Below are 13,082 nucleotides of genomic sequence, written 5' to 3' on the forward strand. Positions count from 1 at the left end.
CGGTCTGCGGCCTTCGTGCGGAACAGGAGAAGGCGGGCCTGGATACGTCTCCGCTGGTGAGCGGGGATAAAGGGAGCGTCCCGGGCGGTCCGAAGCCGTGAGGGACTGAGTACCGATGCCAGGCACGCCGGCGGACCGGCTCGTAGTAGTGATGAAGCCCCTGTAATGAGGGTGGAGCGAAGGGGCCGGGTCGTTCGTGACTATGTTTATTCGATCAACCGGGCGTCACCCGGGAGGAGTCGCGTGAACGAGTTGAAAGCATCACGCAAGCCGTTCGATATTTCCAAGCATTCCGTCTGGGAGGCGTACGAGAAAGTCAGGTCGAACAAAGGCGCTGCGGGCGTGGATGCGGTGTCGATGGAAGAGTTCGAGAAGGATCTGAAGAACAATCTGTACCGGATCTGGAACCGTCTCTCCTCCGGCACCTATTTTCCGCCCCCAGTGCGTGCGGTGGAGATCCCCAAGAAAGGGGGCGCCCGAATCTTAGGCGTGCCCACGATCGGGGATCGTATCGCTCAGACGGTGGTTGCCGGGGTTCTGGAGAAGAAGGCCGAGCCGGTCTTTCATCCGGACTCCTACGGCTATCGTCCCGGGCGGTCGGCGATCGACGCTGTAGGTCGGTGCCGGGAGCGCTGCTGGAAGACGGACTGGGTCATCGACCTGGACATCCGCGCGTTCTTCGACAGCGTTCCGTGGGACCTGGTCCTCAGAGGGCGGAATGAGAGTACATAGGAGTTTTGTCGTCACCTAAACGTGTGGCGGTGCGGCATCCCGGCCGGTCGGCGGCCATGGGCATGTTGGGCTGGGCGCTGTGAACGAGCGCAAGCCCTACAAGACCGACGTGAGCGACGAGCAGTGGGCGCTGGTGGAGCCTGTGATCGCCGCGTGGAAGGCCGCGCATCCCTCGGTCAGCGGCCATCAGGGCCGGTACGAGATGCGGGAGATCGTCAACGCGCTGCTTTACCAGGGCCGGACCGGGTGCCAGTGGGAGCTGCTCCCGCACGACTTTCCGCCGCCCGGCGCGGTGAAGTACTACTTCTACACCTGGCGTGACGACGGCATCGACCAGACCATTCACGACCTGCTGCGCTGGCAGGTGCGGGAAATGGCGCGTCGGAAGGCGGACCCGAGCCTGGTGGTGCTCGACACCCAGAGCGTGCACGCGGCGGCCGGAGTGCCCGCTGAGTCGACGGGGCGCGATCCGGCAAAAAAAGTACCGCCTGCAAGCGCGGCCTGGCCGTTGATGTTCTGGGGCTGGTGATCGCGGTAGTCGTGGCGGCCGCGTCTGCGCACGAGAACGCCGTCGGCATCGCCCTGCTGGACAAGGTCGCCGCCGACACCGACACCGTACAGAAGGCCCTGGTCGACCAGGGTTTCAAGAACGCCGTCGTCGCCCACGGTCAGAAGGTGGGCATCGAGGTGGAGGTCGTGGAGCGCAATCCCGCGCAGACCGGGTTCGTTCCACAGGCCAAGCGGTGGGTCGTGGAACGCGCCTATGGAATCTTGATGCTGCACCGCAGGCTGGTGCGCGACTACGAGCATCTGCCCCGCAGTTCGGAGTCGCGGGTGTACTGGGCGATGACCGCGGTGATACTGCGCCGGCTGACCTCGGCAACCGTGCCCGCCTGGCGCACCGCATGACCGGCGGGGAGCTGACCCTCGGCGCGGTGCTGGCACGGCTGGAGGAGCGGGAACGCGAGATCACCGCGCAGGCCGAGACGACACGGGAACAGATCACTCAGCTGACCACACAGCTCGACGAACTCGTCCGGGCCGCCGAAGAAGTCCAGGTCACCCGCAAGACACTGCTGGCGCTGCCCGACCCGCAACCGCCCGCGCCGCCGGCACCGAAACTGCCGGACCATCCGGCCTACCAGCAGATCATGGCGGTGTTCACCGCGGCCGACCATCCGCTGCGTGCGCGACAGGTGTGCGAGGCGATGGACGTGGCGGTCGCGCCCAACACCATCAACAACGCCCGCCTCAAGCTCAAGCGGCTGGCCGACCGCGGGATCCTGGCCGAGACCGAGCCAGGCTTGTTCACCCAGCCTCGGCCGTAGCCGACCGATGTCACCACGACCTGCCCGCTTGCCCCGCACGAAACGAAGAATCGGACATCAGGTCTCATATCGCCCTCTCAAGGCGGTCGCCGCCCACACTGATCCGTCCCAGTCCTGGGTCCTGCTGTACGTGCGGCGCTGGGTGGCCGCACCGCTGCAACTGCCCGACGGGACACGGCGCGAGCGGGACCGAGGGACGCCCCAGGGCTCTTCGGTTTCGCCGGTTCTCGCCAACCTCTTCCTCCACTACGCCTTCGACTCGTGGATGGCCCGGAACTTCCCCGCCATCGGGTTCGAACGCTACGTGGACGACGCGGTGGTCCACTGCGTCAGTGAACGCCAGGCACGCTTCGTGCTCGCGGCGGTCGAGAAGCGGATGGCAGAGGTGGGGTTGGAACTGCACCCGGAGAAAACCCGGATCGTGTACTGCCAGGATGCCAACCGGCGTGCCTCGTACGAGCACACCGAGTTCACCTTCCTCGGGTTCACCTTCCGCACACGCTCCGCGGTGCGCAAGGACGGCCGGATGTTCCGGTCGTTCATCCCCGCCATCAGCGGGGAAGCCCTGCGCAGGATCAGTTCCGAGGTGCGGTCCTGGAGGCTGCACCACCGCACCAGCCTGACCGAAGCAGACCTCGCACGGTTCATCAACCCGATCATTCGGGGATGGATGGCGTACTACGGGGCCTTCTACCAGTCGGCCCTCCATCCCCTCCTGGAACGCGTCAACGCCTACCTGATGCGGTGGATGCGCAAGAAGTTCAAACGGCTGCGGGGCAGGAAGAAAGCCCAAACGGCGTGGAACCAGGCCGTCGCACGACGACCCCGGTTCTTCGCCCACTGGGCCTGGACCACCCACGCCCCCCGCGTCTGGTGACCAGAACGACAAGAGCCGTATGACGAGAGATCGTCACGTACGGATCTGTGAGGGCCGAGGGGTGAGAATCCCCTCGGCTACTCGGCGGCCAAGACCCCCTGGTACAACGGACGCACCGAGGGCGTCAACCACAAGATCAAACTGCTCAAGCGCCAGACCTACGGCCGGGCCGGCTTCCCGCTCCTCCGCCAGCGCATCCTGCTCAGCTGATGCTCCGCCATGCCCGGCGATCACCGGCTACGAAAATCTTGAAAGACCCGATCACCGTACGGACCCCCGCTCGCTGCGACATACGTGCCCGAGCAGTTGATGGGAGGCTGGGGGTTGGCCCCCGGCCGCTGCCGCGGACGGGGGCCAGGTGTGGGGCGGGTCAGGAGTTCTCGGCCACCGCCCCTCCGAGGACTCTCAGTGCGTGCTTGTCAGAGGTCCGGTCCAGGAACATGACGACGGGGCCCGATGCGAACGCCCCACTGATGACGGATTCCTTCTTCTTCGCGTACAGCGCGTCGTCCTCTTTCTCCGCTTCGGTAAACCACTTGGCGGCGGCGTCCTGGTCGACGCCGGGGACGTCGATCGCCGCGCAGTCACGCAGGAAAGAGTCACCCTGCTGGTCGTCGATCGGGGTGGAGCAGATGAGGGAGGACAGATCGAGATCGTCGGAGAGGAAGGTTTGTACCGACCGCCCTTTGGGGCTGATTCCCGTGGCGACCAGCACCTTGCGGTTAAGGGGGAGTTCCTCCCTCTTCGGGGCCTTCAGGGTGATGTTCCAGGTGGTGGAGATGTGGTCCAGGAAAGCCTTGGCTGTGTAGCCCTTGGACATTGTGGTGACCTTGCCCAGTCTGGGGCCATTCCTACCCAGGATGGCGTGCTGAGGCAGGGACTTGACGGACGGTGGTGTGAAGGACGGTGTGGGGCTCGGCTCGGTCGGTGGCGACTTGTGCTCGCCGTCCGCGACGACCGGAGGATCCTGTTGCTTGTGCGTGGTGCAGGAGGCGAGTGCCAGGACGGCACCCACGACTGCGGAAGTCAGCGCGAGACCGACGCGCTTTCTGTCGCTCATCAGGGACCGCTGTCGATCAGTTTGCATGCCTGTGTGGTGACCTTGCTGTTGTGCGGGACGAAGGCGATCGCGTCGAAGGCGACGTCCGCGTCTCCGGTTCCCGGGTCGTGTAGGTTGTCTGCTTCGATACGGCCGCCCTTCCAGAAGGTGAAGGTGCCGAACTCGAACCAGGTGTCACTGCCGTTGCTGCGGGTTGCCTGGTTGACGTGGCAGTAGTCTGCCTCGGCCCCCACAGTGTTGTCTCCGGGAATGAAGTTGTACTTCACGTTCGCCTGGCCGCCATGGCTGGGCAGGTGGGCGAACACGTCGTACCGCTTGCCGGGCTGATCGCCGGCGGGCAGGCGGGCCTGGTTGAGTTCCCAGCGGCCGGTGACCTTGTGGAATATGTCACCCGCGGGATAACTGTGGGTGAAGTAGATGTGGTTGTCGTAGCCGGCGCCGAGCTGGTGGATGTCGATCTGTGCGATGTACGGGGTGGCACGCCAGGTCGTGTCGTCGCGCTGCATGGTGATGTTGTCGCCGGTCTGGAGCGTGAACTTTCCGTCGGTGGCACCCACGATGTCGTCGCAGCCGTAGGTGTTCTCGTGCTCGCCCAGGTCGTCGACGATGAGGGCTGTCTCGTCGCCGTTCGGGTAGTCGATGCAGGGTCCGTGGTCGTACTTGCTCTCCAGGGCCGGTTCTCCCGAGCCCAGGCTGTAAGCCAGGTTCTCCGTCGATGAGTTGCCGTCCTGCTGGCCCGTGACCCAGGTGACGCTCTGGTTCCAGCGGCACTGCTGGTCCAGGGTCGGGCAGGGGTCGGCCGCGCCGGGGGTGCAGGCGTTGACGCTCGGGTCGCAGAACAGCCCGTAGCTGGTGGGGGTGTTGAGCATGACGTTGGCCACGGGCATGTTGGGTTTCGAGTACGACGGTTCGGCGTTCCAGGTCTGCTGCGGTACCTCGGCCCAGCCCAGGACCTTCTCCTGGTAGGGCCAGTCGGCCGGGTGGGAGGCGTCGCCGTAGTCGAAGCGGAGGAAGGCGGCGCGGTCGGCTGGGTAGACGGCATTGGCCGGGTTGTTGAGGAAGCCGAGGCCGGTCTTCTCCGAGCTGTCGGTGTAGACACCCGAGTTGTAGCCCCACAGGGCCATGTACCAGTTCTCGATGTACTTGGAGTCGCCGTTGTTGACGTTCATCCCGAGGGCCTTCAGCTGGTTCCACTTCTCGGTGAGGATGCGGAGTCCGGCTGAGATGTTGGAGGCGTAGTCGGTGGCGATCGCGCCGGCGTGAAGAGTGTCGTACGGGTCGGGCTTGGCCTCTGACATGCCGGTGGTCACCTGACCGATGCCATAGCCACAGTCGGCCTTACTGCGGTCGGGGTAGTAGTGGATGCTCGCGCCGTTGCCGAACCAGTCGGCCTGCAGGACGTTGCCCGAGTCACCGTAGATCGAATGCCACGACGCCTGCTTGAAGTTGGACTCCTGGGCAAGGATACCGAGCATGACCTGGGCGGGGACGCTGTCGCCGTCGGTCAGGTCCGCCTTGGGGAACAGGCCCTGGGGGCTGAAGGCGGGCAGGCCCGTGTCATGCCAGTTTGCCGGGCGGGTGGTGGTGAGATCACCGTGCACGGCCTGGTCCACGGCCCACTCGACCATGTTCGCACTCGGCTGGAGGGCTTGGCGTTTGGGGTCGTTACGCTCAACTGTGCAAGGCGCCTCCATGGCGAGGACGGGACCGTACACGTCGGCTCCGCTGGAGGTCAGGCACTGGGATTCCGGGCCGCCGTCGCCGCAGGTGAGCGGGTCCACGTCGTCGGGACCGGAGGCGTCCGCCGCGGTGATCGCGGCCGGTTCCGTCCCGGTCGTGTCCGCGCCCGTGGGCAGCAGTTGACTCGCGTCCACCATGGTTGTGGCCGCCGTGTCCGTCTCGGCCGCGTTCGCCTGAACCGTGATCAGGCCGGCGCCCTCGTCCGAGGGGGAGCCGAGCTTGCTGGTGACGCCCTTCATCTGTTCCGAGAAGACCGAGGTGGTCACCAGGTGGCCCTCTCGGGAGACGCCCGTGGGACGGCCGTCGAAGGCACGGCGGACGAGGCCGGGGGCATGTGCGGTGTCGATGCCCGCCACGTCACCGGCAACGATGTCACCGCCCTTCGACGAGAAGAGCTTGACCTTGCCTTCCGTGCCGCTGCCGAGCCGGGTCAGTGCCCCGCCCTGCCAGCGGGTCACGACGCTCTTGCCGTTCTGGACGGTCCCGATGTCGACGGCACCGTTCGCCGACGCAGTAAGCGCGAACAGAGGGCCGGGCACCTTCGCCTTGACCGTGGCCTTCAGCTTTTTGCCGCCCCCGGTCAGCGTGACCAGCTTGCCGCCCAGGACACCGTAGTCGCCGTGGGCGGTCGGCACGACGTGAGTGAGCTGGCCTGCGATCTTCCGCTCGCTGCTGACCTGGCCCGTGGCGGCATCGGCCTCGATGAGGGTCGTGTCGCCGATGTCGGTGTCCGTGGCGGAACTGGAGGTGAACATCACACGGTCGCCGTCTCCGCAGCCAGGGCTGAAGTAAGCGAGCTGCACACCGTCGGCGACCTCGGTGACCTTGCCGTCGGAGAGACGGATGACGGCGGCGAAGGCGCCGCGGGCGGTGGCGCCGGGTTCATTGGTCCATGCAGAGGGCGCGTACACGGCGGCCGCATACCGGCCGGAGCCGGTGGTGCAGACATACCCGGTCCACGGTCCTACGTCGGACAGCTCCCCGTTGCCCAGGCGGGCGATCTCCCGGAACGTGAAGCCGTCGCTCTCCTTGGCCATGAGGATGTGCAGGCCGCCGGAGTCGCCCGTGGCCTGGACATCGATGTCAGTGGAGTCCGTGTAGTGGGAGCCGAGGGCCTTACCGGGATTGGAGAAGAGCTTGCCGGAGGCGGGCGCGGCCTGCGCGGGAGTGGCGGTCGTGGTCACGGGGAGTGCGACGAGGGAGCCGGCGAGGACGCCCAGCGCCAGGACCGGGCCGGGCAGACGTAATCTTCTGATCCGCGAGTGGAACATCCGTGATCGGTACATGGGTGCCGTCACATCCAATCCGTGCAGAGACCGTGCAGGGGCCCAAGGCTCGCGTCATTGCCGTTCTGCTCGTAGTGGAGCGGGAACGGGTCGAAGCGGTCACCCTGGTCGTTCCAGCAGGCCTTGGTGGTGGTGTCCTTCCAGTTACGCATGGGCGTGTAGGCGCTCAGCTCCCCGTCCCCGAGCAGGCCCGTCGTACTGGCCCATTCGATGCCGCCTGTGAACTCGTCGGTCGTCCACAGGCTCCCGTACACGTCACCCTGATGGATCTCGGTGTCCCTGCTGACCTTCATCCAAACGGCCTGGCAGTCCGGGGACCAGACGAGTTTCACCTCGACCGAGCCGTCCGGCTCGTCTACCTGCTGGAGGATCTCGGCGTCCGCGTCGCAGCCCGCGTCGACGGGGTCAAGCCCCGAGCAGGTGGCACGCCAGCAGTTGGGGGCGGCCGATGCTTGAGTAATAGACACCCCCTCGAGAGCACCGGTTAAGAGAAGTGTGGCCGCTGCGCCGCCTGCCCAACGTCTTCTTTTCGGGAACCGAGGAGTTCTCGGGAGCCAACGAGGCATGAACGCCCTTTCCAGGGAGGAATGCGGACAAAATCAATGCAAGGGAGGTGAAGTCGCCGAAGGGTCACGGGATGCGCGACGCCGCCACCGTCTGGCTGCCGCGGACCGGTGCATCGATCACGCGACCGCCACAGACCTACCCTCACGATTCAACAGAACCACCCAAGATCCATCCAAGAAGTCGTCAAGTCCCGCTGAACCAGGCAACCTCGCGGACACTGTCGCCATCCACCAACACCACTGCTCTTCGACATAGTTGGCCAACATTTGCCGAGCGAGAGACTCGAGTCGATTTACGACAGAAGCGCACATAAATTAACTTCGTCACCACCCCGGCCCACGACCCGACCGACGCTAAGCCGAACTGGTGGGCGGACCCTTGGACGGCCTGGGTGACGGGCCGTCGGACTCGCGGGCGGTGGCCAGGCACCGATCGTGTCGCCCAAGGCGTCGCCATCGATGCGCTGCAGGACCCGGCGCACAGTGGCCTCGGCAGGAACGGTCAGGCCGCCGGGCCGCCTGGAGGCCGGCCGTGCTCTCGACGGCGCCCGCGGAGGGGAATGCACATTCCGCAGGCTGCACCGCAGGCTACCGGCCGGAAGTGTGCGTCGGTGGTCGCACCGTTCACCTGGACAGAACTCTCTTGGTTCAAGGGTCCGGTAGGTCCGGCTTTACGTGGCTGCCGAAGAGCACACCGTGCGGCTCCGTGAGATCCACACCGCCGGCGGAAGCCGGGGGAGCGGCTCGGGCTGCTGCGGGTCCGAGACGACGTGATCGTTCTGCACGCGATGCGCTGGCCCGACGAGATCAGGGATCCCGCAGAGACTGTCGGGAATCTTGAGGACGGGCGTCACTTTCCTTGGCGCCACCACAGCGGCCGGGGTAAGTCGCGCGCGTCGAGGTACTGCTGGAATGCTGTGGGAGGGCGGGTCCGATACGAGCCGTCGGCGGGTTCTTGAAGGCTCAGCCGCTCAACGTTGATCGCGACTGCGGTCAGACCGCCTCTGCGGCCTGCCGGTCCGACAGCCCGAGCAGGAACTGCAGCACACAGGCGGTGGCCAGCTGAGCGGGCGAGAGCCCCGCACGCCCGTCCCTGGGGTACCAGTCCGCGAAGTCCTCGTCGCGCCACAGCCCGTCCAGCCGGTCCCGCACCCATATCGCCGTCGTACCGCCCGGGTTGCTCGCCCGCGCGACCCGCGCGGTCAGAGGCGGGACGTGCTCACCGGAACGGGGACGCAGGGACAACGAACACCTCGACAGCCGCAACGGTCGGCGGAACTCCCCGATCATCCTCGTCGACCATGCTGCCGCACCGGGAAACTCCAAGATCCCCGACAGTGAAGCTGAGAACGGCCACCTCAACTGACGTCATTCGGTTCGGGCTGCACGGGGATCTGGGGGAAGAAGCGCTCGTGGTCGCTGGGTGGAGAGATCAGCGCGGGAGCCGCGCTGCTCGTCCCTGTGGTCGAAGAGGAACTCGACCCGGCGCTTCCGATGGTCAGGCGAGCGACAGGTCAGGAAGGAGGCTTCGCTCCTTGTTCTTGCTCTGGGTGAGCGGTGTGCCATGCATCCCAGATCGCCTGGCGGAGCTTGCCCCGGGCTGGCACGTCCATCCCTTGATCGCGGGCCCAGGCCCGGACTTCCGCGACGGCCGGTGCGTGACGCGTGATCGTCACCGTGGCGGTCTGCGCGACGTGCTGGCCCGTCGTCGGCGGTTTGGGCAGCTTCTCGTGCGGCGTCGTGGTGAAGCCCCGGCGCTCGAGGATGCGGCGCCGCTTGTGGTGCATGCGCTCCAGTTGCGGGACGTCGGCGTCGAGGTAGTCGTGGGCTTCGACGTGGGACTTCCTCGCCTCGGTGTTGCGTGTGATTCGGCCGACTTGCTGGATGACGCGACCCTTGAAGGAGATGGGGCTGGTGAGGAAGAGAGTGTCGAGGCGGGGTTGGTCGAAGCCCTCACCGACGAGCTTGTCGATCGCTAAGAGCACAAGCGGCGTGGCGGTGTCCTCGGCCAGGGCGGCACGGATGCGGGCTCGTTCGACCGATGGCAGCTGGCCGTGGAGCAGCAGGGGATCGATGCCGTGCGGCTTGAGCGCGGCGGCCAGCTGGTGGAGGTGTTCCACACGGTTGGTCAGCGCCAGGCTGCACCGGCCGCGTGCGGCAGCGTCGGCGATGTCCGCGGCGATCTGGGCGTTGCGGCCGGTGTGGTGGGCGAGTTCGGTGTAGATGGCCTGGAAGGAGGCGCCGTCGTTGCCCGGTTCGTCGGTGGTGAACGTGGTGGGGTGGACGATGAAGTGCTTGGCGAAGGTGCTGGCGTCTTGAATCTCGTGGCGGATCGGCCCGCACTGCATCGTGATCACCGGGTCCATCTGGTCCGCCCGGTAGGGGGTCGCGGACAGGCCGACCCAGCGTCCGGCTTTCGCCCTGCGGATCGCGGCTTCGGCGCCCGGTGCTCCCACGGCGTGGCACTCGTCCACAATGACCAGGCCGTATCCGTCGAGCAGGTCGGCGGGTGCATCCCGGTGGGACAGGGTCTGGAGCATGATCAGGTCGACGGCATGCCCGCGCCGGTCCTTGCCTCCGCCGAGCGAGCCGACCTGCCCCTCGCCGAGATCGAGGAACGCGGCCAGGCGCTGCTTCCACTGGTCCAGCAGCTCGCTGCGGTTGACGACCACGGCCGTCGGCGTGCGGCGGTGGGCGATCAGCGCGCAGGCCATGACCGTCTTGCCGGAGCCAGGAGGAGCCACGAGGACCCCGGTGGGGTGCGGGGTCATCGCCTCGACGGCCTGCTGCTGGAGATCGCTCAGCTCGCCGATGAAACGCGTGGTGATCTCGGGGTGTTCGGGCAGGTCGCTGCTGATGGCGAGTGTGCCGCCCGCGGCAGCGATCAGCTGGGCGGCCTCGTCGGCAAGACCGCGCGGCAGCTTGAGCCAGTCCGGGTCGGTGGCGTCGAAGCCGCAGACGAGGCGCGGTGTGTTCCAGGTGGAGAAGCGTTGATTCTGTTTGCGGTAGAACTCCGGATTGTGGAACGAGGCGCAGTGTTTGAGCGCCGCGAGCAACTGGGGAGGCAGCTCGGCCGTGGAGATCGCCAGCATCGCCGACAGCCGCGCGGACACTGTGGCCGGCGCCTTGCCCAGGGCCTTCCTGCGGGGCCTGGCCCCCAGCTCGGGCGCGGTCGCCGACGGTCCGGCCTTGACCGGGCCGAGCTTGTCGACGAGCACCTCGACCTCGGCCGGACAGAGGCGTTCGGTGCACGAGAGGTGGGCGAACTGGTCCGGGTGGGGCTCCCAGGTGCCGGGGTCCACGAAGACGGTGGTGCCCAGGGCGCGGGAGGCGCCATGCAGCGGGAGCGCGATCAGGCTGCCGAACCGGAAGCTGCCCTTGGCCTTGGTCGGCAAGAAGTCCTGGGCGGGAAAGAGACGGTCGTAGCTGGACAGAGCCATCTGCCCGCGGGCATCGATCGCCCGGCGCAACAGCGCCATGCCCAGCGCGCGGGCGGTGGTGGCGGCGACGGGAGAGGTGAAGAACGTCCACACGTGCGCGCCTTTGCCCGAGCGGGAGATCTCCAGCAGTGCAGGAACGCCCGCCTGCTCGCAGGCCGCGTGGTAGGCGGCGGCATCCGCACGCCAGTCGCTGCCGTCCTTGCCGTCGAAGTCGCACGCGATCAGCTGGCAGGTGTCGTCGGCCAGCAGCGGGTACAGGCCGATGTGCAGCTCGCTGCGGCCCTGCCGGGACGGATCGAGGTGGCGGTAGACCGTCTCGTCGGTCAGCGGCCAGAACACCCGGTCCGCCTCGGCCTTGCTCTTGTCGAACGGGTTGTCCTCCGCCGGGCTCCACCCGGTCCGACCGGACTTCGCGCTCACCCACCTGCGCGCGTACACGTCCTCCCGGCCGGCGAACAAGGCCCGGAACAAGGCGATCTTCGCCTCGGCGCTCGACGAGGCATCCGCATACGGCAGCCCGCCGACCCCGCTGACGGGCACCGGCCCCACAGGCTCGGCAACAGGCGGCATCGGTGAGGCAGTGCTTGGGACACCGAGGCCCAGAAGGCTGCGCAGGCGAGCGCTGTCCGCGCTCAGCCGACCGACCTCCTCGCGCAGCTCTGCGTTCTCCTCCAGCGCCGCATCGAGACGGATGCGCAACTCGTCAGGGTCGAAGCAGTCAGACCAGTCCTCCACACCCTCATGATCCAGACTCGGCGCGCACCACGCAGCGAAATCGGCCAGGATCACCGCCGGGAACGTACGGGACAGTCCGACGAGGCATATCCGGCTCGCCCGCGGGCTAGCGTTCCCTCATCCCGATCAACCACCGCCACACAGAGGGGGAAACCGCCGTGTACCGCATACGCCCGGTGGCCAACGGCACCAGCACCGACCACCCCGTCCCGGGCCTGCCGTTCATCAACGACGGCCGCTTACCCCTGGACAACCCCGACGCGATTGAACGCACGGGGGCGTCGATGAATTAGTGGGTTGCTTGGGGTAGTTGGGCTCGTTGATGTGGTATGAGGCGCTTTGATGGACCGACGGGGTCGTTACGGGCGAAGCTCGAGGCGGTGACGCCGTATCTGAACGAGCGGCAGCGCCGGATCCTCTACGGCGCGGAGGCCCGGCAGCTGGGGCACGGTGGGATCGCTGCGGTGGCGCGAGCCGCGGGGGTCTCGAAGGGCTGTGTCAGCCGGGGCCTGGCCGAACTCGACGCCGACGCGGAGCCGGACGGGCGGGTGCGACGGCCGGGAGCGGGCCGCCCGGCCCTGGCGGACAAGGACCCAGACCTGGTGCCGGCCCTGCTGGAGCTGGTCGAGGACAACACGCAGGGCGATCCGATGAGGCCGCTGACGTGGACGACGAAGTCGTTGCGCCACCTGGCGGACGAGCTTGCCGCTCAGGGCAGGAAGGTGGGCCGCGACACCGTCGCGGCCCTGCTGAAGGCGGCCGGATTCAGCCTGCGCGGCAACGCGCGGGTGCTGGCCGGCAGCCACCACCCGGACCGGGACGCGCAGTTCGAGCACCTCAACGCCACGGTGGCCGACTTCCTGAAGGCCGGTGACCCGGTGATCAGCGTGGACACCAAGAAGAAGGAACAGATCGGGCTGTTCGCCCGGCCCGGTCGTGAGTGGGCCCCGCCCGGCGCTCCGGTCGAGGTCCTCGACCACGACTTCCCCTCCCACGCCACAGGCACCGCGATCCCGTACGGCATCTACGACCTGGCCCGCAACACCGGCTTCGTCGTGGTGGGCACCGATCACGACACCGCCGCATTCGCCGTGGCCAGCCTGCGCCGCTGGTGGACCGAGGAGGGACGGGCCGCCTACCCCCACGCGAAGCAACTGTTGATCACCGCGGACGGCGGCGGCTCCAACAGCTCCCGCGCCAGGGCGTGGAAGGCCAACCTCGCCGTCCGGGTCTGTCCAGCGAGTGGTGTAACTCGTGGGTTGGTTGTTACCGCTGGGACGCGGTGAGGCGGCCGTCGAAGGCGATGTCGAAAGCCTGG

9 protein-coding genes and 3 pseudogenes are annotated in these 13,082 nt (G+C 67.3%); 7 read left to right on the forward strand and 5 right to left on the reverse strand.

From position 1 onward, the window contains the following. Positions 1–243: 243 nt before the first annotated feature. From ABZ862_RS37365 to ABZ862_RS37385, 5 genes and pseudogenes are all read left to right on the forward strand, one after another. Entirely contained in the window at positions 244–732 is a 489-nt protein-coding gene (locus ABZ862_RS37365; protein ID WP_360968744.1) for a reverse transcriptase domain-containing protein, read from the forward strand. A gap of 79 nt (positions 733–811) precedes the next feature. Further along, positions 812–1,641: pseudogene (locus ABZ862_RS37370) on the forward strand (IS5 family transposase). Beyond that, complete coding sequence (locus tag ABZ862_RS37375) at positions 1,638–2,060, forward strand: hypothetical protein (RefSeq protein WP_360968747.1); 423 nt, start codon at positions 1,638–1,640, stop codon at positions 2,058–2,060. Before ABZ862_RS37370 ends, ABZ862_RS37375 begins: the two are co-directional and overlap by 4 nt. A gap of 7 nt (positions 2,061–2,067) precedes the next feature. Next, entirely contained in the window at positions 2,068–2,937 is an 870-nt protein-coding gene (locus ABZ862_RS37380; RefSeq protein ID WP_360968750.1) for a reverse transcriptase domain-containing protein, read from the forward strand. Positions 2,938–3,033: 96 nt separating this feature from the next. Next, positions 3,034–3,147, forward strand: a pseudogene (locus ABZ862_RS37385) (transposase); the annotation flags it as partial. Positions 3,148–3,307: 160 nt separating this feature from the next. On the opposite strand, the gene ABZ862_RS37390 reads toward ABZ862_RS37385, so the two are convergent. The 5 genes from ABZ862_RS37390 to ABZ862_RS37410 all read right to left on the reverse strand — a co-directional run bounded on the left by ABZ862_RS37390 (position 3,308) and on the right by ABZ862_RS37410 (position 11,818). After that, a complete protein-coding gene (locus ABZ862_RS37390) occupies positions 3,308–3,997 on the reverse strand; it encodes a hypothetical protein (protein ID WP_360968753.1) in 690 nt (229 codons plus the stop codon). Beyond that, positions 3,997–7,008, reverse strand: coding sequence for a hypothetical protein (locus ABZ862_RS37395; protein WP_360968756.1), 3,012 nt, complete (start codon positions 7,006–7,008; stop codon positions 3,997–3,999). Before ABZ862_RS37395 ends, ABZ862_RS37390 begins: the two co-directional genes overlap by 1 nt. Before the next feature lie 23 nt (positions 7,009–7,031). Further along, a complete protein-coding gene (locus ABZ862_RS37400) occupies positions 7,032–7,490 on the reverse strand; it encodes a DUF2690 domain-containing protein (RefSeq protein ID WP_360968759.1) in 459 nt (152 codons plus the stop codon). Between the two features lie 1,092 nt (positions 7,491–8,582). After that, positions 8,583–8,834 (reverse strand): hypothetical protein, encoded by a 252-nt coding sequence (locus ABZ862_RS37405; protein ID WP_360968762.1) that lies wholly within the window; start codon positions 8,832–8,834, stop codon positions 8,583–8,585. Positions 8,835–9,103: 269 nt separating this feature from the next. Continuing rightward, positions 9,104–11,818, reverse strand: coding sequence for a DEAD/DEAH box helicase family protein (locus ABZ862_RS37410; RefSeq protein WP_360968765.1), 2,715 nt, complete (start codon positions 11,816–11,818; stop codon positions 9,104–9,106). A 104-nt stretch (positions 11,819–11,922) separates the two neighbouring features. Here ABZ862_RS37410 and ABZ862_RS37415 point away from each other — a divergent pair, with 104 nt between their 5' ends. After that, positions 11,923–12,057, forward strand: coding sequence for a hypothetical protein (locus ABZ862_RS37415; protein ID WP_360968767.1), 135 nt, complete (start codon positions 11,923–11,925; stop codon positions 12,055–12,057). A 36-nt stretch (positions 12,058–12,093) separates the two neighbouring features. Next, positions 12,094–12,987: pseudogene (locus tag ABZ862_RS37420) on the forward strand (ISAzo13 family transposase); the annotation flags it as partial. Positions 12,988–13,082: the final 95 nt, after the last annotated feature.

It is taken from the genome of Streptomyces sp. NPDC047000, from assembly GCF_040644295.1.
Classification (GTDB): Bacteria; Actinomycetota; Actinomycetes; order Streptomycetales; family Streptomycetaceae; genus Streptomyces.